This is a genomic window from Micromonospora sp. B9E7 (assembly GCF_039871815.1).
In the GTDB taxonomy this organism is placed as follows: domain Bacteria; phylum Actinomycetota; class Actinomycetes; order Mycobacteriales; family Micromonosporaceae; genus Micromonospora.
In genome coordinates this window covers 1-25,019 of sequence record NZ_JBDPLX010000031.1, presented here as the reverse complement: position 1 = coordinate 25,019, position 25,019 = coordinate 1, and the positions used below count along the sequence as shown (strand labels likewise).

The following is a 25,019-nucleotide window of genomic DNA, read 5'->3' as shown; positions in this document are numbered from 1 at the left end:
GCCCGAGCAGGTCCCCCGGATCGCCGGCGTTGCCGCGAACCTCCCCGCACCACCACGCACCCCTGAGGTGGTGTGGGCACCCCCGAAATGCAGAGGAGCACGCCATCATGCGTACCGATCTGATCCGTAAGACCGCCCTGACCGCCGCCGGGCTCGCCTTCACCGGCGGCGCCATCGCCGGCCCCGTCACCGCCGCCTACGCCGCCTCCGACGCCAAGCCCACGTCGCAGACCCAGACCGACCGCAAGGGTCACGGTGAGCGTGAGCTCGGTGTGCGCTACGAAGCCCAGCCGAACTTCTACTACTGCGGTCCTGCCGCGACTCGTAACGCCCTGAGTGTGCAGGGCAAGAACATCAACGTCGACGACATGGCCAAGGAGATGGGTACCACCGAGGCCGGCACGAACTCGATCAACGACATCACCCCGGTGTTGAACAAGGAGACCGGTAAGAACGACGCCTACCGGTCCGTGGAGATCAGCACCCCCGACGCCGACGGCAAGCAGACCGACACCCTGCGCGCCGACATCGTCCGCACCGTCGACGACGGCCGCGCCGTGGTCGCCAACATCGCCGGTACCAGCACCGACACCGACGGCGCCACCCACTCCTACGAGGGCGGGCACTACATCAGCGTCGTCGGCTACCGCGACAACGGCGACACCGTGAAGATCGCCGACTCCGCCGACCCGAACACCGCCTCCTACTGGATCAGCACCGAGCACCTCGCGGACTGGATCGCCACCCGCGGCTACGCCACCAGCTGACCCACCCACCGAACGAACCGAAGGGCCGGACCCCACCACGGGGCCCGGCCCTTCGGCATGTCCAGGGGTCAGTGCTCGTTGCCCGCGCGGACCGGTTCGACGTCGGGGGCCACCGCAGCCGACTGACCGCCGGAGGCCGACTCCATGCCAGCGACCTCGGCCGACTCGACGCGGTGCGCGCGGCGGCGCAGCCACCAGGTGCTGCCGAGCCCGGCGAGCACCGCGAGGACCAACCCGGCCCAGGAGATGTCCTTCAGCCAGTGTTCGGCCGCCCGGCCGACCGAGTAGAGCAGGTACGTCGTGCCGAAGGCCCAGACCAACCCACCGGCCGCGTTGGCCAGCAGGAATCGGCGGTACGGCACGTGCAGCGCCCCGGCGAGCGGCCCGGCCAGGATCCTCAGCAGTGCCACGAACCGACCGAAGAAGACCGCCCAGACGCCGTGGCGCGCGAAGCTCTGCTCGGCACGGGCGAGTTGCGCCGGGCCCAGGTGCTTGGGGAACCGTCTGCCCAGCCGGGCGAGCAGTGGGCGACCGCCGCGTCGGCCGATGGCGTACCCGACGGAGTCGCCGACGATGGCGCCGAACGCCGCCGCGCTGGCCACCCACTCCGGCTCCACCACCCCGGTGGCGGCGAGCAGGGCGGAGCTGACCAGGACGATCTCGCCGGGCAGCGGGACGCCCATGCTCTCCACGCCGATCACCCCGGCGACGAGCAGGTAGACCGTGATCGGTGGCAACGACACGAGCCAGTGCTGGACATCGAACACGGTTGACCCCTTCCCCGGCCGGCCCCGAACCCTACCCGGGCGAGTTGTCCGGCAGGTGCGACCGCAGCGCGGGCCCGGCTCCGGCGGCCGGCCCACCGGCAGCGCACACGCCGTACCCGTCCTAGGAGGCTAGGGATAATCGTGGGGCACGGGGCGGGCAGGCCAGGTTGCGTAACTAGCAAGACGGACGTACGGTTTTGTTGAGCGCGGAATCGGCGGTAAGTGTCACCTAACCTCGGCGGCACCCCGACCGGTGCGACAGACTGCTCAGGACTACTCACGGTCGCTGGTGTGAAGGAGTACGACGTGGCGAGCCTCGACACCTTCGGTGCGAAGACCCAGCTACGCGTCGGAGACGCGAGCTACGAGATTTTCAAGATCGACAAGGTGGACGGCCACGCTCGGCTGCCGTACAGCCTGAAGATCCTGCTGGAAAACCTGCTGCGGACCGAGGACGGCGCGAACATCACCGCCGACCACATCCGCCAGCTCGGCGGGTGGGACTCCACCGCCGCCCCGAGCGTGGAGATCCAGTTCACCCCGGCGCGGGTCCTGATGCAGGACTTCACCGGCGTGCCCTGCGTGGTCGACCTGGCCACCATGCGTGAGGCCGTACGCGACCTGGGCGGCGACGCCAGCAAGGTCAACCCCCTCGCCCCGGCCGAGCTGGTCATCGACCACTCGGTCATCGCCGACCTGTTCGGCCGCGAGGACGCGTTCGCCCGCAACGTCGAGCTGGAGTACGAGCGCAACAAGGAGCGCTACCAGTTCCTGCGCTGGGGTCAGACCGCGTTCAACGAGTTCAAGGTCGTCCCGCCGGGCACCGGCATCGTGCACCAGGTCAACATCGAGTACCTGGCCCGCACCATCATGGAGCGGGGCGGTCAGGCGTACCCGGACACCGTGGTCGGCACCGACTCGCACACCACGATGGTCAACGGCCTGGGCGTGCTGGGCTGGGGCGTCGGCGGCATCGAGGCCGAGGCCGCGATGCTCGGCCAGCCGGTCAGCATGCTGATCCCCCGCGTGGTGGGCTTCAAGCTCTCCGGCGAGATGCCGGCCGGCACCACCGCCACCGACCTGGTGCTGACCATCACCGAGATGCTGCGCAAGCACGGTGTGGTCGGCAAGTTCGTCGAGTTCTACGGCCCTGGCGTGAGCGCCGTACCGCTGGCCAACCGGGCCACCATCGGCAACATGTCCCCGGAGTACGGCTCCACAGTGGCGATCTTCCCGATCGACGCGGAGACGATTCGCTACCTGGAGCTGACCGGCCGCGACGCCGCGCAGGTCGCGCTCGTCGAGGCGTACGCCAAGGAGCAGGGTCTCTGGCACGACCCGAACCACGAGCCGGAGTACTCGGAGCGCCTGGAGCTGGACCTCGGCACCATCGAGCCGTCGCTCGCCGGCCCGAAGCGCCCGCAGGACCGGGTGCCGCTGGGCAGCGCCAAGACGCTGTTCCGCTCCGCGCTGACCGACTACGTCGCCGACGACTCGGTCGGCGAGCGCGACCTCAAGCCCAGCGTGGCCCGGGAGGAGCTGCCGCGCGGCGCGAACGGCCCTGCCGACGAGGCCAGCGCGGAGTCCTTCCCGGCCAGCGACCCGCCGGCCAACGAGTTCAGCGACCCGGCCGACGAGCCGCGCGACCTGGAGACGGCGGCGGCCGGCTCCGGCGGTCGGGCCAGCAACCCGGTCCGGGTCACCGGCACCGACGGCGTCGAGTACGAGCTGGACCACGGCGCCGTGGTGATCGCCGCGATCACCTCCTGCACCAACACGTCCAACCCGCAGGTGATGATCGGTGCCGCGCTGCTGGCCCGGAACGCCGTCGACAAGGGCCTGACCCGCAAGCCGTGGGTGAAGACCACCCTGGCACCGGGCTCGAAGGTCGTCATGGACTACTACGAGCGGGCCGGCCTCACGCCGTACCTGGACAAGCTCGGTTTCAACCTGGTCGGCTACGGCTGCACCACCTGCATCGGCAACTCGGGTCCGCTGCCCGAGGAGGTGTCCGCCGCGGTCAACGAGCACGACCTGTCGGTCGTGTCGGTGCTGTCGGGCAACCGGAACTTCGAAGGCCGGATCAACCCGGACGTCAAGATGAACTACCTGGCGTCCCCGCCGCTGGTGGTCGCCTACGCCCTGGCCGGCACGATGGACATCGACCTGGCCAACGAGCCGATCGGTGAGGACACCGAGGGCAACCCGGTCTACCTGCGCGAGATCTGGCCGAACAGCGCCGAGATCCAGGACGTCATCGCGCAGGCGATCGGCGCCACCGGGTTCAGCGCCGCGTACGCCGACGTCTTCGCCGGCGACGAGCGGTGGCAGTCGCTGCCCACCCCGACCGGTGACACCTTCGCCTGGGAGAACGACTCCACCTACGTGCGGAAGCCCCCGTACTTCGAGGGCATGCAGCAGGAGCCGAGCCCGGTCGTGGACATCGCGGGCGCGCGGGTGCTGGCCAAGCTGGGTGACTCGGTGACCACCGACCACATCTCGCCGGCCGGCGCGATCAAGGCCGACTCACCGGCCGGCACGTACCTGGCCGAGCACGGCGTGCCGCGCCACGAGTTCAACTCGTACGGCTCCCGGCGGGGTAACCACGAGGTGATGATCCGGGGCACCTTCGCCAACATCCGGCTGCGCAACCAGCTGGTGCCCGGGGTGGAGGGTGGCTTCACCGTCAACCACCTCACCGGCGAGCAGACCTCGATCTACGACGCCTCGGTGGCCTACCAGGAGGCCGGCATCCCGCTGGTCGTGCTGGCCGGCAAGGAGTACGGCTCGGGCTCGTCGCGGGACTGGGCGGCCAAGGGCACGATGCTGCTGGGTGTGCGGGCGGTCATCGCCGAGTCGTACGAGCGGATCCACCGCTCCAACCTGATCGGCATGGGGGTGCTGCCGTTGCAGTTCCCGGTGGACGTCACCGCCGAGTCGCTCGGTCTCACCGGCACGGAGACGTTCACCATCACCGGGGTGACCGCGCTCAACGACGGGGACACCCCGCGCACCGTGCAGGTCAGCACCGACACCGGTGTGGAGTTCGACGCGGTGGTGCGGATCGACACCCCGGGTGAGGCGGACTACTACCGGCACGGCGGCATCCTGCAGTACGTGCTGCGCCGCATGATCGCCAACTGATCGCGTACGGCTGGTCGAGGGCCGCTCCCGCTCCGGCGGGGGCGGCCTTCGCCGTCCGGCACGGGTGGGGTGTCAGCTGGTCACGCCTGTCCGCTCCGGGTGTCCGGGAGCGCGAGGGCAGCCAGCCGTTGGTCTATCGCCGCATCCACCTGCCGCATCTCGTAGCCACGTAACCGCCGTTGCAGGCTGGCCGCCCGCAGCGCGTCTCGCGCGGCAGCCCGTGACGCAGCGCTGTCAGTAGCCAGAGCCCCGTCGACCTCGGCAAAGAGGCGTTCGACCTGACGCATGTCATAACCGCGCAGAGCAAGTTCGAACGGCAATTTCATGCGGCCACCATATCGGTCGCCGGCAACGCCGACCGGGGTGCGCGACAGCGGTGAACGCTCAGCGCAGCCGCAATGCGACCGCGCGGGCCTCCTCGTCGGTGAGCGGTAGGAACCAGAGGAAGCGGCGAACGATGGCGACCGGGTCGGGTCCGCCCGGCTGGCCGCGCAGGTCCCGGATCGCCCGGCGGGTGATCCGGGAGAACTCGGGGATCAGGGTTGCCCGGCGGGCGAAGTCCGTCGGGGTCCCTCGCATCGTCGGGCAGGGCCAGTCCCGACCACAGGCGTCGCATGTCCACAGCGGGCCGTCGGCGGTGTGCGCGGCCGGCGGGCCGCACCGGGACGGCCAGCGTGCTTCGGGTACGACGTTCGCCGCGCGACCCGGGCCACGGTACGGAGGGTGCCGTGGCCCGGTCGGGCCGACGACGTTCGCACGGGGCGAGGCCGCCTGGCCCGGTCGGTTGCCCGGCCGATGTGGGCGGTTGCAGGACCTGTCCTCGGGCATCCGGTACTCCCTCGTCGATGCTGTCTACACAGCACCCTGCCGAGGGTTGCCAAGCGATCACACCGCGTAGAAGTATTTCCTTCCGACGTCTGGAACGTTCTGGAGGGGCTGGAGATGAATCGAGCTGTACAGGCGGCGATGGTCGAGAGGGGCCACACAGCTGACAGTCTCGCTGCTCAGATCGGCGTCGATCCGAAGACGGCGGCGAAGTGGGCGAGCACGGGACGAATTCCCCAGACGCGTCATCGCGCGCGCGTGGCCGAGCTGCTCGGTCGGAACGTTGACGAGCTGTGGCCCGACGCGCTGAAGCGCCGGACGCCTGCCTGGTTCCGCCCCTGGGCCGAGATCGAGCGCGAGGCGCTGTCGCTACGGTGGTTCGAGCTCACGTGGATACCTGGTCTATTTCAGACCAAGGCGTACGCGCTGGCGACGCTGGTCGGCGAGGCGCTGACGCCGGCCGAGGCCGACAACCTCGCCGAGGCGCGACTGAGTCGACAGGCCATCCTGCGCCGGGAACGCCCGCCGCTGCTCGTCGCGGTCCTCGACGAGGGAATCCTGCGGCGCACCCTCGACGGCGACCGGGCCATGATGCGGGAGCAGTGCGAGCGGCTGGCCGAGCAGGCCGCCCTGCCGAACGTGTCGCTCTTCGTCGTGCCCGCCGACGTCGGCATGTATCCGGGCCTCGGTGGACCGTTCACCATCGCCGAGATGCCGGACGGCGCGCGGGTCGCGCACGTCGACAGCCAGGCGCAAGCGCAGCTCATCGACAAGGTTGCCGACGTTGCTACGCTCGACCGACGGTGGGAACGCATTCGCGACGGCGCCCTGTCGCGGGCGCAGTCCCTCAATCTCCTCAGAGAAGCGGCAGCCTCATGGACCTGACCGGCGCTCGGTGGCGCAAGAGCACCAAGAGTGGCAACAACGGCGGAAACTGCGTCGAGGTCGCCGACAACCTCGCGGGCGTCATCGGCGTACGCGACTCCAAGGACCCGGCCGGTCCGGCGCTCGCCTTCGACCCGGCGGCCTGGACCCGGTTCCTGGTGTTGGCCAAGCACGGCTGACCCCTCCCAGCGGTCGAGCATGCGGCCCTACGGTGCAAGTCAGCACCGTTGCTGTGGCCGACGGGTCAACCCGTGCTGAATAACGGGACTCCTGGTAGATCAGCGTGTGTCGAGCGAGAAGATCGCGCCGATCTTGCAGTTTCGGTCGTCGACATGGGCGGGATGCCCCTTGTGTCGGGACAGAAAATGCAAGATCGCGGAGTGGGGACAGACCCGGCCCGTCGACCATGGAGTTGTGGTGCCTGGTTTGGCAGTTCACGGGGGCTTCGTTGCCCACCACAACTCCATGATCGGCGAGGCGGTGCCGGTCCAGATGACCGACGTACCGCTCCTGATGGCGTGCGGCCGCTCCGCTAGCGGGCGAGTTCGGCGGCCCGGTCGAGCAGCGCGCGCCGCTCGACGGTCGAGCCGACCGCTGCCGCCGCTTCCCGGAACAGCGCGGCGGCCCGACGTCGGTCACCCTGGCGGGCCACCAGGTCGGCCTGCACCGCCAGTGCGAGCGGATAGCCGTCCAACCCGCCCCCGGCACGCGCCGCGTCGAGCAGGGCCAACCCGACGGCCGGCCCGTACGCATACCCGTGCGCGACTGCGCGGTTGAGCGCGACCACCGGGGAGGGCCGGATGTCGGCCAGCGCGTCGTAGGCCCGCGCGATCGTCGGCCAGTCGGTACCGTCGGCCGAGGCGGCGGTGGCGTGGCAGGCGGCGATCCGGGCCTGCCAGGCGTACGGGCCGTCGTGGCGTACCCGAGAAAGGGCGTCCAGGCCCTCGGCGATGGCCGCACGGTCCCACCGCGAGCGATCCTGCCGCTCCAGGGTGAGCAGGCTGCCGGCGGCGTCGCGGCGGGCGTCCCGACGGGAGTGTTGGAACAGGACCAGCGCCAGCAGCGCGGCGACCTCGGACTGCTCGGGCATCAGCCGGTCGAGCAGCCGGGCCAGCCGGACCGCCTCGTCGGCGAAGGCCGGCTCGCCGTCGGCGACGTAGCCCCGGGTGAACAGCAGGTACAGCACGGCGAGGACGCCGGGCAGCCGCTCGGTCAGCGCCGGCCCGCTCGGCACCCGGTAGGGGATGCCGGCCTGCGCGATACGGGTGCGCGCCCGGGTCAGCCGCCGGGTCATCGTCGACTCGCTGACCAGCAGGAGGCGGGCGATGTCAGCGGTAGGCACGCCACAGACCGTGCGCAGCGTCAACGCCACCCGGGCCTCGAGCGCGAGCGCCGGATGGCAGCAGGTGAAGACGAGCCGCAGCCGGTCGTCCACCACGTCCTGGCCCACCTCCGGCTCGGGCGCCGCGTCGTCCGGCGTGAGCAACGCCAGATCGTGCAGCTTGCGCCGCTCCACGGTGGCCCGGCGCAGCACGTCGATCGCCCGGTTGCGCGCCACCGTCGTCAGCCAACCGCCCGGGTTGGCCGGCACACCGTCGGTGGGCCAACGCTCCAGCGCGACGGCCAGGGCCTCCTGGGCGCAGTCCTCGGCCAATGCCCAGTCGCCGGTCACCCGGATCAGGGTCGCGACGATCCGGGGGTACGCCTCGACGCTGGCGGCCGCGACGGCCTCCGCCGCCACCGCGCCGGCCGGTGCCGGGGTGCGCACCGGCCGGCGCTGCGAGGTGGACAACTCCGTCAGTCGGGCAGGTTCGCGAACGGACGCAGTTCCAGTCGCCCTTCGCGGGCCATCGGGTGAGTGCGGGCCACCTCGATCGCCTCGTCCAGATCGGTGCACTCGATCAGGTCGAAGCCCACGATCACCTCGGAGGTCTCCGCGAACGGCCCCTCGGAGACGAGCAGCTCACCGTCACGAACGCGGACGGTGGTGGCCGCGCTGGTCGGCGCCAGCGCGTCGCCGGTCAGGCGGCGGCCACGAGAGTCGTTCTCCGCCACCCACTTGTGGATGTCGGGTAGTTCGGTGGGGTCGGTGTCCGGCTCGCTGTCGCTGCAAACGAACATCATGTACTTCATCTGGGCGCTCCCTGGTCTCTCGGGGTTTCGCCAGCATGACGATCGGCCGACAGTATTCCGGACACCCTCCCCCGAAAAACTTTGGTCAGTCTCCGCTGGCGGCGCGGCGGCGGGCCTCGCGGGTCTTCATGGCGTGCTCCATCAGCGTGACGAGCACCTCCTTGCTGGACTCGCGCTGCCGGGCGTCGCAGAGCAGCACCGGCACCCCCGGGTCCAGGTTCAGCGCGGCCTGCACCTCGTCGAGCCGGTACTGCCGGGCGTCGGCGAAGCAGTTCACCGCGACCACGAACGGGGTGCCCCGGCCCTCGAAGTAGTCGATCGACGGGAAACAGTCGGCGAGCCGACGGGTGTCGGCCAGCACCACCGCACCTATCGCACCCAACGCCAACTCGTCCCAGACGAACCAGAACCGGTCCTGGCCGGGCGTGCCGAACAGGTACAACACCAGGTCGTCGCTGATGGTGATCCGGCCGAAGTCCATGGCCACGGTGGTCGTGGACTTGCCCTCCACACCGGACAGGTCGTCGATGCCGACACCGGACTCGGTCAGCACCTCCTCGGTGCGCAGGGGCCGGGTCTCGCTGACCGCACCGACCATGGTCGTCTTGCCCACACCGAAGCCGCCGGCGACCAGGATCTTTATCGCGGTGGGCAGAGGCGTCGCTCCCGCCGGCCGGTCAGAGTGCCCGTAGTCCATTGATTACCGCCTCGAAGATGCTGTTGTCGGGAAGACCGGCCGTGGTCTGCGGCTCGCGGACCCGCACCAGGCTGCGGGCCGCCAGGTCACCGAGGAGCACCCGGATGGTGCCCACCGGCAGGTCGAGATGGGCGGCGATCTCGGCGACGGACTGTATGCGCTGGCACAGCCCGACGATCGCCACGTGCTCCGGACCGAGACCGACCTCCGGCGTGACCTCGGCTTGGGTCGCGGTGACCAGGGAGATCAGGTCGAAGGTGCCGGTGACCGGGCGGGCTCGCCCGCGCGTCACCGCGTACGGGCGCACGACCGGACCCGCGTGGTCATCCACCCACTGATGGTCTGCGGACTCCCCCTGCACCGTCATCGCCGCTACCTCTCGTCGACCGACTGCTCAGTGGCACGGGACGGAGACGCGACGTACTTGCCGACGCGGGTGACCAGCATCGCCATCTCGTAGGCGATCAGGCCCACATCGGCGTCCTCACTGGCCAGGACTGCCAGGCAGGCGTTGCGTCCGGCCGCGGTGACGAACAGGAACGACGACTGCATCTCGATGATGGTCTGCTGCACCTGCCCGCCACCGAAGCGCTTCCCCGCACCTCGGGCCAGGCTCTGGATGCCGGCCGCCATCGCCGCCAGGTGCTCGCCGTCGTCCCGGCTCAACCCCTGGGAGGAGGCCATCAACAGCCCGTCGCTGGAGAGCGCGACCGCATGCTCGGCCTGCTTCACCCGGCCCACCAGATCATCCAGCAACCACGTCAGGTCGGCACTCGAAGCCGTCTTCTGCGCCACTTCGTCGTCCTCTTCTCGCCCGGCTGTTGCGCCGTGTTCGTCTAGGGCTGACCGTCACGCCGTGCGGGGATTCCCGCACTTCGACGGTCGGTCAGGGGGCTTGCGGGTCCTCGTCGCTCGACTCGGGCGTCGCCGCCGGCGAGGCGCCGGACGCACCACCGAGCAGCCGCGCCGCGTCGGTTCGGCCGCGACGGGTGCCGGTCTGGTAGGAGCTCATCATCCGGCGTACCTGCTCCGGTGGACGCACCACATCCTCGTCGTCACTCTCCGACTCCGCGGGGTCGTCCCGTAGCTCGGGAACGATGTTCGCCTGTCGAACCCGGACGGGCAGACCCGAGTCGGTGTGTGCCGGCTCGGCCTGGCCGGGCGTCGGGCCACTGTCGCCGGTCGCGACCGCAGGGGCGTCGTCGGCCACGATCGCAGCGTCGACCCGGTCCGCCCCTCGGGTGCGGTCGACCGCAGGCAGGCCGGTGGGCACCGTGGGGGCCTCCAGCGCCGGCTGGCTCGGGCCACGCCGGGCCCGGGTGGGCAATTCGGGCGCACCGGTGGCCGGGGTCGTCCGCTGCCGGGTGGGCAGGGCGGTGTCGGCCTCGCCGGCCGACGTCGTCGGGTCGGTGCCGTCCGACGTGGGCGCTGCCGGGACAACCGTTTCCGGTACGTCCGAGGCGGTTGCCGTCGTTGCGGCCAGCGCGACCGGTGCGAGGGTGGTCGAACGGCCGGTGTCGCCGGTACCCACCGACGGCGTCGGGGTGGCCGAGCCGGTCCGCATCGCGCCGGAGTCGTCCGGGCCGGGACCATCCTCGGTGACCAGGTCGAGCGGGATCAGCACGACCGCGGTGGTGCCGCCGTACGCCGACTCCTTCAACCGCACCCGCACGCCGTGCCGCTCGGTCAGCCGGCTCACCACGTAGAGACCGAGGCGGGCGGCGTTGGCGAGGTTCAGCTCGGACTGGTCGACGATCCGGTGGTTCGCCGCGGCCAGGTCCTCCTCGCTCATGCCGAGACCCCGGTCCTCGATCTCGATGGCGAACCCGTTGGCCACCAACTGCCCACGTACCTCGACGGTGGTGTGCGGCGGAGAGAAGGACAGGCCGTTCTCGATGAGCTCGGCGAGCAGGTGGATCACGTCGCCGACCGCGCGCCCGGCGAGGGAGACCTGGCCGAGCGGCAGCACGTTGACGCGGGTGTAGTCCTCCACCTCGGCCACGGCGCCGCGCACCACGTCGACCATCGGGACGTTGCGCCGCCAGGCCCGACCGGGGGTGGAGCCGGAGAGAACGATCAGGTTTTCCGCGTTGCGCCGCATCCGGGTGGCCAGGTGGTCGACCCGGAACAGGTCCTCCAGCTCCTCGGCGTCGTGTTCCCGGCGCTCCATCGCGTCCAGCAGGGTGAGCTGGCGATGTACGAGTGCCTGGGTGCGGCGGGCCAGGCTGAGGAAGACCTCGCGGACGTTGCGACGCAGGTCGGCCTGCTCGACAGCGGTACGCAGGGCGGTTTCCTGGACGGCGTTGAACGCCTTACCGACCTGGCCGATCTCGTCGGTGCCGAATTCCAGCGGCGGCGCCTCGGTGGCCACGTCGACCTCCTCGCCGCGGCCGAGCCGATCCACCACGCGCGGCAGCCGCTCGTCGGCGAGCTGCCAGGCGGCCTCTCGCAGCCGGCCCAGCTGGCGCAGCAGGGCGCGAGCAGTGGTGATCGAGACGACGACGGAGGCGATGACGGCGAGCAGACCCAGACCGGCGGCGAGCACCAGCCGGATGACCACCCAGACCGCCACCGGGGTGGCGCGCTTCACCAGAGCGTCACCACCGGCCAGGACGACGGCTTCCTGCTCCTGCAGGGCGGGATCGATCGCGGCCTGCCAGGCGTCGGCCTCGACCGGCGGCGGCGCGTTGGGGCGACCGCCGGTGACCATCCGATCTTCGAGGGCGCGGAGGCGGGTGAAGGCCTGCCCCTCGGTCATCTGGACGTAGCGCTCACGGTCGGCGTCCGGCAGCTCGGCCAACGCCTCGGCGACCAGGAACCGCTGCGCGCCGACCAGATGGGCGAACTGGGTGTACTCCGGGGTGCTGACCCGACCGGCGGCGGCCATGCCGGCGAAGAGGGCGTCCTCTTGCGACATCAGCTCCCGCACCCGGACGAGCCGGGTGAGGTTGACGGTGTCCTGGGCGATCTGCTCGTCGTCGAGTTGGCCCATGGCCGCGTACACCCGGAACAACGAGTCGAGGACCCCGGTGTACGCCGCGGCCGCGCCGGACCGGTCCACGGAGCCGGAGACCACGGCCTCACGCATCTCGCCGAGTCCGTCCAGTCGGGCGACCATCTCGTCGATCCGCCCGATCAGTTCGTCACTCGACGCGAACCGGGCCCGCCAGCTGCGGGCCGACTCGGCGAAGGCGGTCGCCCTCTCCTCGCTGCGCTCGTGCTGCACCTGCAACTGCTGTGCCAGGCCCTGGTCGCGGCGGCCGAGGTAGGCCACCGACATCCGACGCTCCCGTTGGAGCTCGGTGAGCAGCGACTCACTTGGTTGCGCGACCTGCGCGTCGAGCGTCTGCGCACCGAGCACGTTGAAACCGTCGCGCAGGGTCACCCAGGCCGCGAACGCCCAGAGCGCGGCGAGCGAGACCAGCAGGGCCACAATCTTGGTGCGCAAACTTGCACTGCGGGAAGCCATCCCACCCGTCCCTCGACCGTTTCGATTGGCTGAATGAGCCCAGCCCCCGGCCCGGCGCACGCTAGCAGTGTCCGGAATTTCCCTCAAGCGGTGCAGACCAACGGCTATCTGGGATATGGGCGGAACCGCTGAGCCGCGCCGCAGCCGACGCTCGGGCGGCCGCCACCGCCGCTCGGACTATCACCGCCGGATGATAGAGATCCTTGTCGTGCCACAGTGGAGTGTCGGTGGCCTCGTCCTGCATTGTGGACAGGCGGTGAGCTGCGGCGACCCCTGCGGCCTGGATCGTGGGTGATGGCGGCGCTGCCAGCAACACGAGTAGTCCGTAGGCGGTCTCCTCCGGCGTGCCACGCCACCGCCCCCAGGAACCGTCGGCCCGCTGGCTGTCGAGCACCCAGGTGACGGCCCGCTGCACCGCCGGGTGGGCCGACGGGCCGCCGTACTCCCGAAGCGCCAGCACGACGCAGTAGGTGGCGTAGTACGGCGAGGCGTGCCACCGGTCCGACCATCGACCGTCGAGTTGTTGCCGGTCGAGCAGCCAGCCGGTGAGCCGGCGCAGCACCGGGGCCGCGGCGGGGTCGTCACCGCCGAGGCACCGACCGAACGCCTCCAACACGTGCGCGTTCGTGGTCACCGACGAGCCATCCTCGCCCTGCCAGGTGCCGAAGTGCTCCCCGGTGTCGAAGCGGCTCAGGCACGTCGGATCGGTGGCGTGGCCCAGGAGGGCCAGCGTGTACAGCGTCACCGCCGTCGTGTCGGCGTCGGTGGGCAGCCCCGGCCCGGTGGCCGCCCCGTCCGGTCCCAGCGCCTCGCGCAGCGCGGCGGCCAGCTCCGGTGGCACCGCCGGGAGCACACCGGCGCGCGCCAGGGTACTCAGCGCCCACCCGCGTTCGAACACGGTGATCGGAGTGGCACAGGGAACCGCTCCATCGTGCTCACCGAGCACCCGAATCAGGTAGTCCAGCGGGGCGGATTGAGTACCGTCGGGGTTACCGAGCCAGGCTGCGGTGGCGGCCGGCGAGGCGCCGACCGGGCCGGCGGCGGTGGCGGTGACACCTTCCGCTCTCCGGGCGGCCGGTCCGAGGATCTCCAACGCGTGCAGCAGCTTGGGCGGAATCGGCCGGCCGGATCCGACCAGCAGGCGAACCCGGTTCAGCCGCTGCCGGTCCAGCCCGGCGGGCATCGGCGGCGCGCCGACGCCCCGCCACTGCGCCAACCGGGTCGGCGGGTCGTCGAGTTGGTCGGCGATCCGGTCGACGAGTGCCGGGACGATCAGGTCCACGGCCGGCAGGTCCGGCACGGGGCAGGTAGCCGGGCCTGCGGCCCGGTCGAACAGCAGCCGCAACCCACGGTCGACGGCATCGTGCACCGCCTCGGTGGACCAGCCCACCGGCTCGTCGCGCAGCAACGCCGCGATCAGCCCCTCCACCGCGCTCAGGGTGGGCACCAGGGCGTACCCGTCCGGCCCGCCCCAGCCGCCGTCGGGGCGCTGCCCGGCGAGCAGGTACTGGATCCGGTCGGCGTGTCGGGGCAGCCAGGGCGCCAGGGAGACCAGCCGGGCGGTCTCGTACGGCGACGCGGAGGTACGGCCGGACGGGTGCCGGCCCAGCTCGGCGATCACCTCGTCGACGTCGCCCGCCAGCCCGGGACCTTTCGCCGCGCCGGTGTCCTGGACCAGCGCCCCGGTGCTCACGACACTCCCCAGAAGTCGGTACTCCGGTAGAAGCCGGTGGTGTAGCCGAGTTGCCGGGTCAGGTACTCCGCCTCCCTCGGGCAGTCGTCCCGCAACTCCTCCAGCAGCTCGGTCGCCTCCGCGACCAGGCGCTTCAGCTCCTGCTCGACCACCGACCGGTCGTCCACCAGCATGATCGCGTTCAGGTCGCCCCAGCGGAGGTCCCGCTCGTAGGTGCTCAGGTCGTTGACCAGCCGGAGGGCGCGTTGCACCGCGTCACTCACGACGACCAGCCGGTCGAGTTGAGCCTCGGCCTCGGCCGCGCCGGTCCGGATCCACTGCACGACGTTCACGAGGGTGCTGGCCAGGTTGTCCGCGTTGTCCAGATACTCGGCGAGGGTGGGCCGCGGTGGGATGCCGTCGCCCATCGCCGTCTTCCACTGCCACTCCCGCCGCATGGCCAGCAGGCTTCGACGCGCCGCCGCCCGCCATGCCCCGCCGAGCCTGTCGAAGGCGGGCGCGGCAGCGAGATCGGCGTGCAGAACGGCGAGAAACCGGCCCAGCGGATCGTCGGCCAGCGGCGGTGCGCCGTCCGCCACCCGAAGCTGCCCCTGCACCAGCCGGTCGAGCGCGGCGGCGGACGTGGCCAGCCGGTCCACCTGCCAGTCCAGCGCGAAGACCCAGAGCACGGCCCGATTGGTCAGTCGCAGCTCGGCGGCCGAACACCGGGGCGCGCTGAACGCGGTGACCATCGCGATGGTGCTGGTCAGCGCGCCATCGAAGGGTCCTTCCGCGAAAAGGTCCGGATGGGCGGTCAGACACCGTTGCAGGTCACGTTGCCCCTGGGCGGCGAGGGCGCAGACGCGCCCGTGCTCGGCGGCCTGCCGTAGTTCGTCGCTGATCACGTGAGATCGTGCCACCAATCAGGCCAGCGCCGGCTGTCGATGGGGGGTGAGCAGCAGCGGCACTCGTTCCCTTGGTCGCAGCGACGCGGCCAGCTTCGCCGACGGCATCCCGGGCGTGCAGAGCCGGTATCGGAATCGGCTGAGCAGGGTCGCCACGATCAGTGGCGCCTCGAGCTGGAAGAGGTACTGGCCGATGCACTGGTGGGCGCCGCCACCGAACGGGTAGTAGGCGTACCGGTGGGCGCGCCGGGGAGCGTCGGGCGCGAAGCGTTCCGGGTCGAAGACCTCCGGCCGGTCCCAGAAGCGGGCCAACCGCTGGGTCACGTACGGGCTGAGGATGATCGTGCTGCCGGCCTTGACCCGGGTGCCGTCGATGACGTCGTCGGCGACCGCGGTGCGGGGCACCAACCAGCCGGACGGGTAGGCGCGGAGGAGTTCGTCGAGCACCATCCGGGTGTAGCGCAGTTCGTCGAGCTGCTTCTTGTCGATCACGTCGCCGGGGCCGACCACGCGATCGATCTCCTCGTAGAGCCGCGCGGCCACGTCGGGCTGTTGCTCCAGCAGCGGGAAGAGCCAGGTGAGCACGACGTACGTGGTCTCGGTCGTGGTGGCGAACGTCGACACCAGGTCGTCGCGTACCCGCTGCTCGTCGAGCTTGCGACCGTGTGCGTCCCGGGCCCGGGCCAGCGACGCGACGATGTCGTCGCCGCCGTCGTCCTGGTTCTGCGCGGCACTGACCAGCGGCAGCAGGATGTCGTCGATGTTCCGGACCGCCTGCCGGAAGGCGCGGTCGCCGGGCATCGGCACGGCGTCCGGCATGAACGGGGTGAGCAGACGGAAACGCAGTGCGTTGGCAACGGTGTCCTGCTCCGCGACGACCCGCACGGCGTCGGCGACGCTGATCCGGTTGCCGAAGAAGACCCGGACGACGGCCTGGCAGATGATCCTGGAGATCTCGCTGGCCGCGTCGACCGGTTCGCCGTCGCGCGCCGGAACGATCAGCTCGTCGACCGCATCGCTGATCGCCCCGCTCAGGTCGCCCACCGCGGCGTCGAGCCGTTTCGGGGTGAAGTGGACCTGGAGCCGCCGGCGGCTCGCCTCCCACTTCGGGCCCTCGGAGAGGATGCCGTCACCGCCGAGCTTCTTGACCGACTGCCACAACATGCTGTCGCCGGCCCGGGTGTAGTTGGCGGCGTTGTCGCGGAGCACGTACTGGACGTGTGCGGGCTCGGTGACCAGGTACGGCCGGATCGTGCCGAGGTTCAGCTGGACGACCTGCCCGGGCGACGCGTCGGCCAGGCCGACCAGCGTGCCCAGTGGATCACGGAGCAACCCGGGTAACGTGCGGCGGAGGGTGGCCACGTGTGGACCACGCCGTCTCGGGGTGGTCGGCTCAGTCATCATTCACCTGCACGGGTCCGTCCTCTCCGGTGGCACCGCACTGCGGGTTGCGCTTCGTGCTGCCTCGGGGCGATGGCGCGTGACCATCAGGCAGAGCATCGCATTCACGAATCCGCTTCACCAGGACGCCGATCGGGAAGACTTTTCGCGTTGGCCGAGCGATTTGCGCCTTTGATCCGGACCGGCGCGGCCCATCCGCGAGAATCCCGCAGGTGACGCCCCATGATGAGCAGGGCGTGAAACAATCCGAACTGAGCGTGAAAAACGGCACATTGACGCGCCGTTGTCGGTGTGGTCCAGCCGACGACCGCCGCGCGACAGGGGTACGAATCCAGGCGCTTCCGGGGTCGCTGTGCCAGGCTCAGGAGCATGGACGACAAGACCATCCTGAACCGGATCTCCGAGCTGGTAGACGAGGAACACAAGCTACGTGCGGAGGCCCAGGCCCACGAGTCGGGCACCGAGGGCGAGACCAGTGAGCGACTGCGCGCTCTGGAGGAGTCCCTCGACCAGTGCTGGGACCTGCTGCGCCGCCGCCGGGCCGCCCGGGACACCCACGGCGACCCGGACGCGCAGGGCGAACGCCCCAAGCCCGAGGTGGAGCGCTACCTGCAGTGACGGTGAGGCGGGTCGGGCGGTCCGACCGCCCGACCCGCTCCGATCAACGGACCCCCGCCTCGCGCAGCAACTCCCCGGTCAGAGTGCCGGGATCGACCTGCTCGGTGGGCAGACCCCGGGCCGCGAACCAGGCGCCGACCACCCGCACGTCCCGGGCCAGGAACTCCGGACCCTGCGGGTTGGCCACCACGTCGACCACCTGCGGAAGGTCGATCACGACCAGCCGCCCCTGGTGCACGAGCAGGTTGTACGGCGACAGGTCGCCGTGTGCGTAGCCGGCCCGGGCCAGCACCCGCAGCGCCTCCACCAGCTGGGCCCACAGGTCGCGCAGCTCGGCCGGGCCGGGTCGCAACTGGGCCAGCCGGGGAGCGGCCTGCCCCGACTCGGCGTCGCCGACGAACTCCAGCATCAGCTCGGTGCCCCGTAGCTGCACCGGGTACGGCACGGCGATCCGGTCGTGCCCGGCACCGATCTCCCAGAGCCGGGCCAGCGCGGCGAACTCTGCCGCCGCCCACTGCCCGGCGATCATCTGCCGGCCGAACGCGGTGCGGCCGGCCATCGCCCGGTTCTCCCGGGATCGGCGCACGCGACGTCCCTCCAGGTAACCGGCGTCGCGGTGGAACAACCGGTGCTCGGGGTCGCGGTAGCGTTTGACCGCCAGCAGACAGGACCGGTCGGTGTCGGGCACCGCCCGACGGACCAGGTGGACGTCCGCTTCCTTGCCGGTCTTCAGCACGCCCAGTTCGGTGTCCCGGGCGGCCAACTCGGTGACCAGCCAGGCCGGGTGGGGCTCTGGCCCGTGCACGGCGTCGTCCCAGGACGACCAGCGGTCGCCGGTGTCCGGGTCAGGTTCGCCGTCCGGGTCTGCGGGCGGCTCGGTGGGCCGCCCGCGCTTCAGGAATTGTGGTTCGTCGTCGTCGAAGCGGCTCTTGCCGCGGCTCCGGCGCTCAAGCGCCGGAAGGTCGTGATCGCGCACTGTGGTGAGGTTCCCTTGGTCGAGGCTGAGATAGGCGGCTGGAAGCGACCTGCGAAGACGGCCATGACCGACCCCCTCTCCTCGACCGGGCCCACGCCCGGGATGCACGATGCGCCGACAATGCTCGCGGCCATGCGGCAGCCGGTCAACCGAATTACCGCGCCGCCGGTACGCGCTGTCGCCCCACGACCCACGCAACATCCCTGATGGTGCTGCCTCATGGCGCTCGGAGGCAGCACCATCAGGGAAACTGTGCGGATTCTGGGGCAGCGCAAGGCGACGCAAGGCGACGCAAGGCGACGCGGACGGCGAGTCGCGGGCGTCAGCGGGCCAGGACGGTGGCGACCGCGGCGATCAGCCCGTCCACGGTGTGGCTCGGCGCGAACCGAACGTCCGACCAGGTGCGCCCACGGTGCAGCCAGACACTGGGCAGCCCGACGGCAGCGGCGCCGCCGATGTCCGCCTCCGGGCTGTCGCCGACCACCCAGGCGCCGCGCAGCGGCATCCGGACCCGCTGGGCGGCGAGCGCGAAGATCCGCGGGTTGGGCTTGCTGACCCCGGCCTCCTCGGAGATCACCCAGTCCGCGACGTACCGGTCCAGGCCGGTCTGACGAATCTTGGCGTCCTCGACGCGTACCGTGCCGTTGCAGACCACCACCGGCACCCAACCGGCGTCGTCGGCGATCCGCAGCGCGCAGGCGGTCAGCGGGTCGAGGCGGGTCTGCGCCACCACCCCGTCGTGCAGCTCCTCCACCAGGTCGATGGAGGGGATGCGCAGCTCGTAGCGGTCCCGAATGGCATCGGCGAGATCCCAACGGTCGGTCAGACCGTCGGCGTCGATCGAGACCAGCCAGTCGATGTCGGTGTGGGGCGCGCCGATGCCGTCCAGGAAGCGCTCACCCCAGCGGCGGAACGGCCCGGCCCGATCCAGCAGGGTGTTGTCCAGGTCCAGCAGGAGCAGTGGCACTCGGGCACCCTACGGGACCGACGTGTCCGCCAACAGAGCCGGCGGGTTTCGACCTCACGACGTGCTCAGCCGGACATCGACACCCGGGCGCCGCCCTGGTCCGGCAGTCGATCGGCGAGCATCGAATGGGCCGCCCGGGTGGCCGCGAGCACGGTGGGATCCAGCGTCGCCACGAGCACCGCCGTGCCCTCGTCGGCGCCCCGGGCCAGCACCCGTCCCTGCGGGTCGTAGATCGCGGCGCCACCGTTGAACCGCCACGGGTCGACGCCGCCGACCGCGTTGGCGAAGACCACGAACATCGTGTTGTCCAGGGCCCGCGCGGCGTAGTAGAGGTCCCGGCGGTGCTCGGAGCCGGCCAGGTATCCGCTGGGGCACAGGTAGGCGTGAGCGCCGTCCAACGCGGCGGCTCGCCCGTGCTCGGGGAAACAGCCGTCGTAGCAGATGCCGAGCCCGAGCCGCCAGCCGTCGACGAGCAGCGTGGCACCTCGACCGCCGGCGCTGAACAGCTCACGTTCGTCGCCCCACAGTTGCTGCTTGTCGTACCCGACCCGCACCTGGCCGGCCCGGTCCACCACGAGCGCGGCGATGGTCCGCCGGCCGTCCGGGTGCCGGGCGGCGGCGCCGACCAGCGCGGTGACACCGGCCTCGCGCGTCGCGACCCGCAGCGGGTCGAGCCGGGGATCCGCGACCAGCCCGGCCGGATCGGCCGCGACGTCCGTGCCGGCCGGATCGGCGGCAAGGGTCGGCGGGTGGTACGCGCAGAGGAACAGCTCAGGAAGGACGGCCACCCGGGCCCCCCGCTCGCCTGCCCGGCGGACCAGGTCGGCCGCGGCGGCCGCGTTGCCGGCGACGTCACCCGGCGTCGGCGTGGCCTGGACGCTGGCCACGGTCAGCGGGGCGGTGGGGACGGTGTGCGGCGAGGTCACCGGGCGATGGTAGTCGGCAAGCTCCCAAGCCGTACGTACGGTTTGCGTGACCCGGGGTGACCTGCAACGATCGACGCGTGCCCAGAGTAAGTCAGGACCAGCTCGACGCGCGCCGGCAGGAGATCCTCGCCGCCGCCCGGGCGTGTTTCGCCCGGCTCGGCTATGAGGGGGCGACCGTTCGCCGCCTCGAGGAGGCCACCGGCCTGTCCCGTGGCGCGATCTTCCACCACTTCCGCGACAAGGACTCGCTCTTCCTGGCCGTCGCCGAGGACGACGCCGCGGCCATGGTCGAGACGGTGGCCCGCAACGGTCTGGTGCAGGTGATGCGCGACCTGCTCGCCCGCGCCGTCTCCCCGGACACCACCGGCTGGTTGGGCAGCCAACTGGAGGTCTCCCGCCGCCTGCGCACCGACCCGGCGTTCGCCAAGCGCTGGGCGGAGCGGTCCGCCGCGATCGCCGAGGCGACCCGCGACCGGCTGGCCCGCCAGCGCGACGCCGGGGTGCTGCGCGAGGACGTCCCGATCGACGTGCTGGCCCAGTTCCTGGAGCTGGCCTACGACGGCCTGGTGCTGCACCTGGCCATGGGGCGGCCGGCCGGTGACCTGGGCCCGGTGCTCGACCTGGTCGAGGAGGCGGTCCGCCGCCACTGACCGGCGGACACCGGTCGGTCGACCGTGGCGAGGCTGCTCCACAATGGGGCCGCCGATCCCTCCGGTGACAGGAGCAGCCGATGATCGTCCACGCCGCGTCCGGCGACACCTGGGGCATCTCCGGCCCGACATTCCTCCGGTTCTACCTGCTGGCGACAGCCGTGGTGGTGGCCGTCGCGGTGTACCACCGGGTCCGTCTGGCGGCCGGGTCGAACGCGGCCGTGACCGCCGGTCCACTCGGGCCGCAGCAGGTCGCGTACCTCAACGGTGGACCCCGACTCGCCGTGCACGCCGCACTCGGCGGACTGCGCGGCAGCGGCGCGATCGGCGTGCGGCCGGACCGCAGGCTGACCACCGTCGGGGCCGCGCCGACCGGGCTCACCCCACTGGACCAGGCCATCCACTGGGCCGCGCATCAGCACGCCCGGGTCGGGGACCTGCCGCAGGACGAGCGCGTACGCGCCGCGCTGGATCAGATCCGCAACGGCCTGGAGCAGCAGGGCCTGCTGACCGACGACACGCAACGCGCGCGTGCCCGCTTCTGGACCACGCTCCTGATCGCCCTGCTGGGCCTCGGCGTGCTCCGGTTGGTCTCCGGTCTGTTCAGCGGTCACCCGGTCGGTTATCTGCTGCTGGCCCTGGCCGCGCTCCTGATCGTCACGCTGCTGCTGCGCCGGCCGCCCGTGCTCACCCGGGCCGGTCGGTCGGCGCTGCGCGGTGTACGCCGCGAGCACACCCACCTCGCGCCGGCCTCCGCGCCGGCCTACGCCACCTACGGAGCGGCCGGCGCGGCGATGGGCGTGGCCCTGTACGGCACCGCCTCGCTCTGGGCGCTCGACCCCGGCTTCGCCGAGCAGGCCGAGATCCAGCGCCAGGCCGCCTCCGGCAGCGGCTGGACGGGAGGCTCCGACGGATCCTCGGGTGGGGGCGACAGCTCCGGCTCGGACGGCGGCAGCTCCTGCGGCGGTGGAGGCGGCGGATGCGGCGGCGGTGGGTGCGGCGGATGACCGGCCCGTCCGGGATCGGCATCGGCTGGCGTCCGGAGATTGCCGGCTTCGTGGCCGACCTGCCCGGCCTTCGCTTCGTCGAGGTGGTGGCCGAGGCGGTGCCCTCCTCCGGGCCGCTCCCGCCGGGCCTGGCGCAGCTGCGGGAACGCGCCGTGACTGTCGTACCCCATGGGGTGCGGCTCTCCCTCGGCGGCACCGAGCCGGTCGACCCGGCCCGGGTCGCCCACCTGGCCGCGGTGGCACAGCGGGTCGGCGCCCCGCTGGTCAGCGAGCACATCGCGTTCGTCCGCGCCGGCGGCCTGGAGGCCGGGCACCTGCTGCCGCTGCCGCGCAGCCGGGAGGCGGTCGACGCGGTCTGCGCCAACGTGGCACGAGCCCAGGCCGAGCTGCCGGTGCCGATCGCGCTGGAACCGATCGCCGCGTTGGTCGACTGGCCCGACGACGAGTTGGACGAGGCGGACTTCCTCACCGAGATCCTCGACCGGACCGGGGCACTGTTGCTGCTGGACGTCGCCAACGTGCACGCCAACGCCCGCAACCGGGGCGGCGACCCGCTCGCGTTGCTGGATCGTCTGCCGCTGGAGCGGATCGCGTACGCCCACGTGGCCGGCGGCGCGGAGCACGGCGGTTTCTACCACGACACCCACACCGACCCGGTGCCTCCGGCGGTGCTGGAGCTGGTGGGCGCGCTCTGCGCCCGGCGGCGGCCACCGGCGCTGCTGCTGGAACGGGACGGCCACTACCCGCCGGCGGCCGAGCTGCGCTCCGAACTGGACGCCCTGGCCGCCACCGCCGGTTTCCCGGCCGTGACATGACCGACGTCGGCGACGGCAGCTCCACGCCCCGGGCAGGGCTGGCCGAACGGCAGGCCGAACTGGTCGCGGCGCTGGTCGCGGGAGGTCCGCCGCCGGCGGGGTTCGCCCCGGGACCGCTGGCCGCCACCCGGGCCGCGCTGCTACGCAAACGGGCCGGCGACGTGGCCCGGCACTGGCCGCTCCTCGCCGCCGGCCTCGGCGCCGCATGGTCGACGACCTTCGCCGGCTGGGCCGCCCGGCGACCCACCGCCGGGTCGTTGCGCGACGGTTGGGACCTGGCCCGCGCGCTGCGCCACCAGCACACGCTCCCCCCGTCGGCCGCCGAGGAGCTGGCCGTCCGGGAGGCGCGCCTGCGCTACGACGGGCGGCGAGCGCCACGTCCGCGCCGGATGCCGGCAATGGGCCGCGCCGGCGGGGCCGTGGCGGTGCAGATCGCCGGCCGGGTACGCCTGCTGCGCCCCGCCCCACGGGTGTCCACACCTGCTGGCGACGGTGTACCGGATGCGGCAGGATCGGAGTTATGGATCTCGGACTGACCGACCACGTGTACGTCCTCACCGGCGCCTCTCGCGGCCTGGGCTTCGCGACCGCGCAGTGCCTGGTCGCCGACGGGGCACGGGTGGTCCTCTCGGCACGGGACCCGGACGCGGTGGCCGCCGCCGCGCAGCAGCTCGGCGGCCCCGAGCATGCCGTCGGGCTGACCGCCGACCTGGCCGACCCGGAGACCCCGGAGCAACTCGTCGCGGCAGCCCGGGAGCACTTCGGTCGGCTCGACGGCGCGTTGATCTCGGTCGGCGGCCCGCCGGCCGGCAACGCCGCGGCGATCACCGACGAGCAGTGGCGGCTCTCCTTCGAGACCGTCTTCCTGGGCACCATCCGGGCGGTCCGCACGATCGCCGTCGCGCTTCCCGAGGGCGGCGCGATCGGACTGGTGCTCTCCACCTCGGCCCGCGGCCCGGTGCCCGGCCTCGGCATCTCCAACGGTCTGCGGCCCGGTCTGGTCGGTGCGGCCAAGGACATCGCCGACGACTACGGCCCGCGCGGAGTCCGCGTGGTCGGCCTGCTGCCCGGCCGGATCCTGACCGACCGCAACCGGGAGCTGTTCGGCGCCACCGGCGACCCGGAGCGCGCCCGCGCCGAAGCCGAGGCCAGCATCCCGCTGCGCCGCCTCGGCGACCCGGCCGAGTTCGGTCGGGTGGCCGCGTTCGTGCTCTCCCCCGCCGCGAGCTACCTCACCGGGATCACCCTCCCGGTCGACGGCGGCGCGCTGCGCGGGCTGTGACCCCCGACGGGAGCCGACCTGGCCGTGCGGCGATGCCGCCCGAGCGGGCCCAGCCCGACCACCCGGCCGTTGATCGACTCGGCCTTCAGGAAACCGGGCGGTCGACGCGGTCAGGACACCCCGACTTCCAGGAACCCGAGTCGATCAGCGCACGGCACACCGGCCGGCCGGGACCCGGGGACCGGGCCGATCGTCACCCGACGGCGACGCCCGACCCGGCCCGGACGACCCGGGCAGAGCTGACGACGCCCGGCACGGCCCGGACGACCCGGGCAGAGCTGACGACGCCCGGCACGGCCCGGACGACCCAGGCGGAACTGGCGGCGGCCTGGACGACCCGTCCGACCCGGGCGGAGCTGGCGGCGGCTCGTCCGACCCGCGCGGAGCTGGCGGCGACCCGTCCGACCCGGGCGGAGCTGGCGGCGGCCGCTGACCGGACCATCCCCGACGTCCTCGCGCCGGGGTTGGCGGTGCTCTTCGTCGGCATCAACCCCGGCCTCTGGTCGGCGGCCACGGGCTGGCACTTCGCCCGGCCCGGTAACCGGTTCTGGCCGGCGCTGCACCGAGGCGGGTTCACCCCCCGGCTGCTGCACCCCAGCGAACAGGACGAGTTGCCCGCACTCGGGCTCGGCATCACCAACATGGCCGCCCGGGCCAGCGCCCGCGCGGACGAGCTGAGCAGCGGGGAACTCCTCGAGGGTGCCGCGATCCTGACCGACAAGGTGGGCCGCCACCGGCCGCGCTGGGTGGCGGTGGTGGGGGTGACCGCGTACCGGATCGGTTTCCAGCGGCCGAAGGCCACCTTCGGGCCGCAACCGGAGTCGCTGGCCGGCGCCCGGCTGTGGGTGCTGCCCAACCCCAGCGGCCTGAACGCGCACTTCACCCCGGTCACGCTGGGCCTGGCGTTCGCCGAGTTGCGGGCGGCGACCGGCCTGCCGGAACGGCGTTGATCGACTCGGCTTCAAGGAAGTCGGGCTGTCGACGCGACTTGGGCTCAAGTGGTTGTTGCAACGGGGTGGATTCTCGTCAGGATGAGGGGTCATGCCGGGGCAGAGGTTGTCGTCCGCGGAGCGGGCGCAGATTGAGGTGTTGTTCGGTCAGGGATTGACGTTC

General features: G+C 72.0%; 26 protein-coding genes. 11 read left to right on the top strand and 15 right to left on the bottom strand.

Annotation, left to right across the window (positions count from 1 at the left end; all coding sequences use genetic code 11):
* The first annotated feature begins 107 nt into the window (after positions 1-107).
* Positions 108-767 carry a C39 family peptidase gene (locus tag ABGB10_RS31440; RefSeq protein WP_347659599.1) on the top strand — a complete coding sequence of 220 codons (660 nt, stop codon included), beginning with the start codon at positions 108-110 and terminating at the stop codon, positions 765-767.
* Positions 768-835: 68 nt separating this feature from the next.
* Here the strand turns inward: ABGB10_RS31440 and ABGB10_RS31435 are convergent, their stop codons facing one another.
* Positions 836-1,534 carry a DedA family protein gene (locus tag ABGB10_RS31435; protein WP_347664608.1) on the bottom strand — a complete coding sequence of 233 codons (699 nt, stop codon included), beginning with the start codon at positions 1,532-1,534 and terminating at the stop codon, positions 836-838.
* A gap of 291 nt (positions 1,535-1,825) precedes the next feature.
* Between ABGB10_RS31435 and ABGB10_RS31430 the strand changes: the two genes are divergently transcribed.
* Positions 1,826-4,678, top strand: coding sequence for an aconitate hydratase (locus tag ABGB10_RS31430; protein WP_347664607.1), 2,853 nt, complete (start codon positions 1,826-1,828; stop codon positions 4,676-4,678).
* Between the two features lie 80 nt (positions 4,679-4,758).
* On the opposite strand, the gene ABGB10_RS31425 is transcribed toward ABGB10_RS31430, so the two are convergent.
* Positions 4,759-5,004: a hypothetical protein gene (locus ABGB10_RS31425; RefSeq protein ID WP_347664606.1), complete on the bottom strand. Its 246-nt coding sequence runs from the start codon at positions 5,002-5,004 to the stop codon at positions 4,759-4,761.
* Positions 5,005-5,062: 58 nt separating this feature from the next.
* Positions 5,063-5,257 (bottom strand): hypothetical protein, encoded by a 195-nt coding sequence (locus tag ABGB10_RS31420; protein ID WP_347664605.1) that lies wholly within the window; start codon positions 5,255-5,257, stop codon positions 5,063-5,065.
* Positions 5,258-5,620: 363 nt separating this feature from the next.
* Here ABGB10_RS31420 and ABGB10_RS31415 point away from each other — a divergent pair, with 363 nt between their 5' ends.
* Together ABGB10_RS31415 and ABGB10_RS31410 are read left to right on the top strand one after the other, a co-directional pair.
* Positions 5,621-6,388: a DUF5753 domain-containing protein gene (locus tag ABGB10_RS31415; protein ID WP_347664604.1), complete on the top strand. Its 768-nt coding sequence runs from the start codon at positions 5,621-5,623 to the stop codon at positions 6,386-6,388.
* The gene (locus ABGB10_RS31410; protein WP_347664603.1) at positions 6,379-6,567 is read left to right on the top strand and encodes a DUF397 domain-containing protein; all 189 of its coding nucleotides are present in this window, start codon (positions 6,379-6,381) and stop codon (positions 6,565-6,567) included. Before ABGB10_RS31415 ends, ABGB10_RS31410 begins: the two co-directional genes overlap by 10 nt.
* Before the next feature lie 353 nt (positions 6,568-6,920).
* On the opposite strand, the gene ABGB10_RS31405 is transcribed toward ABGB10_RS31410, so the two are convergent.
* The 9 genes from ABGB10_RS31405 to ABGB10_RS31365 form a co-directional block, all read right to left on the bottom strand.
* Positions 6,921-8,180: a sigma-70 family RNA polymerase sigma factor gene (locus ABGB10_RS31405; protein WP_347664602.1), complete on the bottom strand. Its 1,260-nt coding sequence runs from the start codon at positions 8,178-8,180 to the stop codon at positions 6,921-6,923.
* Positions 8,181-8,185: 5 nt separating this feature from the next.
* Positions 8,186-8,512 (bottom strand): YciI family protein, encoded by a 327-nt coding sequence (locus ABGB10_RS31400; protein ID WP_347664641.1) that lies wholly within the window; start codon positions 8,510-8,512, stop codon positions 8,186-8,188.
* Between the two features lie 94 nt (positions 8,513-8,606).
* Positions 8,607-9,218, bottom strand: a complete 612-nt coding sequence (locus ABGB10_RS31395; RefSeq protein ID WP_347664601.1) for an ATP/GTP-binding protein — start codon at positions 9,216-9,218, stop codon at positions 8,607-8,609.
* Complete coding sequence (locus tag ABGB10_RS31390; protein ID WP_088988581.1) at positions 9,199-9,585, bottom strand: DUF742 domain-containing protein; 387 nt, start codon at positions 9,583-9,585, stop codon at positions 9,199-9,201. Before ABGB10_RS31390 ends, ABGB10_RS31395 begins: the two co-directional genes overlap by 20 nt.
* A gap of 5 nt (positions 9,586-9,590) precedes the next feature.
* Positions 9,591-10,013 carry a roadblock/LC7 domain-containing protein gene (locus ABGB10_RS31385; RefSeq protein ID WP_282257857.1) on the bottom strand — a complete coding sequence of 141 codons (423 nt, stop codon included), beginning with the start codon at positions 10,011-10,013 and terminating at the stop codon, positions 9,591-9,593.
* Between the two features lie 91 nt (positions 10,014-10,104).
* Complete coding sequence (locus tag ABGB10_RS31380; RefSeq protein WP_347664600.1) at positions 10,105-12,687, bottom strand: nitrate- and nitrite sensing domain-containing protein; 2,583 nt, start codon at positions 12,685-12,687, stop codon at positions 10,105-10,107.
* Positions 12,688-12,748: 61 nt separating this feature from the next.
* A complete protein-coding gene (locus ABGB10_RS31375) occupies positions 12,749-14,380 on the bottom strand; it encodes a prenyltransferase/squalene oxidase repeat-containing protein (RefSeq protein WP_347664599.1) in 1,632 nt (543 codons plus the stop codon).
* Positions 14,377-15,264 (bottom strand): terpene synthase, encoded by an 888-nt coding sequence (locus ABGB10_RS31370; RefSeq protein ID WP_347664598.1) that lies wholly within the window; start codon positions 15,262-15,264, stop codon positions 14,377-14,379. The genes ABGB10_RS31375 and ABGB10_RS31370 overlap by 4 nt, the downstream gene beginning before the upstream one ends.
* Before the next feature lie 18 nt (positions 15,265-15,282).
* Positions 15,283-16,665, bottom strand: coding sequence for a cytochrome P450 (locus tag ABGB10_RS31365; RefSeq protein WP_347664597.1), 1,383 nt, complete (start codon positions 16,663-16,665; stop codon positions 15,283-15,285).
* Between the two features lie 369 nt (positions 16,666-17,034).
* On the opposite strand from ABGB10_RS31365, the gene ABGB10_RS31360 reads away from it, so the two are divergent.
* Positions 17,035-17,283, top strand: a complete 249-nt coding sequence (locus ABGB10_RS31360; RefSeq protein ID WP_347664596.1) for a DUF2630 family protein — start codon at positions 17,035-17,037, stop codon at positions 17,281-17,283.
* A gap of 43 nt (positions 17,284-17,326) precedes the next feature.
* On the opposite strand, the gene ABGB10_RS31355 is transcribed toward ABGB10_RS31360, so the two are convergent.
* The 3 genes from ABGB10_RS31355 to ABGB10_RS31345 all read right to left on the bottom strand — a co-directional run bounded on the left by ABGB10_RS31355 (position 17,327) and on the right by ABGB10_RS31345 (position 20,152).
* Positions 17,327-18,259 (bottom strand): RIO1 family regulatory kinase/ATPase, encoded by a 933-nt coding sequence (locus ABGB10_RS31355; RefSeq protein WP_347664595.1) that lies wholly within the window; start codon positions 18,257-18,259, stop codon positions 17,327-17,329.
* Positions 18,260-18,581: 322 nt separating this feature from the next.
* Positions 18,582-19,226, bottom strand: a complete 645-nt coding sequence (locus ABGB10_RS31350; protein WP_145779886.1) for an HAD family hydrolase — start codon at positions 19,224-19,226, stop codon at positions 18,582-18,584.
* A gap of 65 nt (positions 19,227-19,291) precedes the next feature.
* Positions 19,292-20,152 (bottom strand): carbon-nitrogen hydrolase family protein, encoded by an 861-nt coding sequence (locus ABGB10_RS31345; RefSeq protein ID WP_347664594.1) that lies wholly within the window; start codon positions 20,150-20,152, stop codon positions 19,292-19,294.
* A 77-nt stretch (positions 20,153-20,229) separates the two neighbouring features.
* On the opposite strand from ABGB10_RS31345, the gene ABGB10_RS31340 reads away from it, so the two are divergent.
* The 6 genes from ABGB10_RS31340 to mug all read left to right on the top strand — a co-directional run bounded on the left by ABGB10_RS31340 (position 20,230) and on the right by mug (position 24,856).
* Positions 20,230-20,802 carry a TetR/AcrR family transcriptional regulator gene (locus ABGB10_RS31340; protein WP_030337284.1) on the top strand — a complete coding sequence of 191 codons (573 nt, stop codon included), beginning with the start codon at positions 20,230-20,232 and terminating at the stop codon, positions 20,800-20,802.
* An 80-nt stretch (positions 20,803-20,882) separates the two neighbouring features.
* A complete protein-coding gene (locus tag ABGB10_RS31335; protein ID WP_347664593.1) occupies positions 20,883-21,809 on the top strand; it encodes a TIGR04222 domain-containing membrane protein in 927 nt (308 codons plus the stop codon).
* The gene (locus tag ABGB10_RS31330) at positions 21,806-22,624 is read left to right on the top strand and encodes a DUF692 domain-containing protein (RefSeq protein ID WP_347664592.1); all 819 of its coding nucleotides are present in this window, start codon (positions 21,806-21,808) and stop codon (positions 22,622-22,624) included. Before ABGB10_RS31335 ends, ABGB10_RS31330 begins: the two co-directional genes overlap by 4 nt.
* Complete coding sequence (locus ABGB10_RS31325; protein ID WP_347664591.1) at positions 22,621-23,160, top strand: hypothetical protein; 540 nt, start codon at positions 22,621-22,623, stop codon at positions 23,158-23,160. Before ABGB10_RS31330 ends, ABGB10_RS31325 begins: the two co-directional genes overlap by 4 nt.
* Positions 23,145-23,906, top strand: coding sequence for an SDR family oxidoreductase (locus tag ABGB10_RS31320; protein WP_347664590.1), 762 nt, complete (start codon positions 23,145-23,147; stop codon positions 23,904-23,906). The genes ABGB10_RS31325 and ABGB10_RS31320 overlap by 16 nt, the downstream gene beginning before the upstream one ends.
* A 386-nt stretch (positions 23,907-24,292) precedes the next feature.
* The gene (gene mug / locus ABGB10_RS31315; RefSeq protein ID WP_347664640.1) at positions 24,293-24,856 is read left to right on the top strand and encodes a G/U mismatch-specific DNA glycosylase; all 564 of its coding nucleotides are present in this window, start codon (positions 24,293-24,295) and stop codon (positions 24,854-24,856) included.
* Positions 24,857-25,019 lie beyond the last annotated feature (163 nt).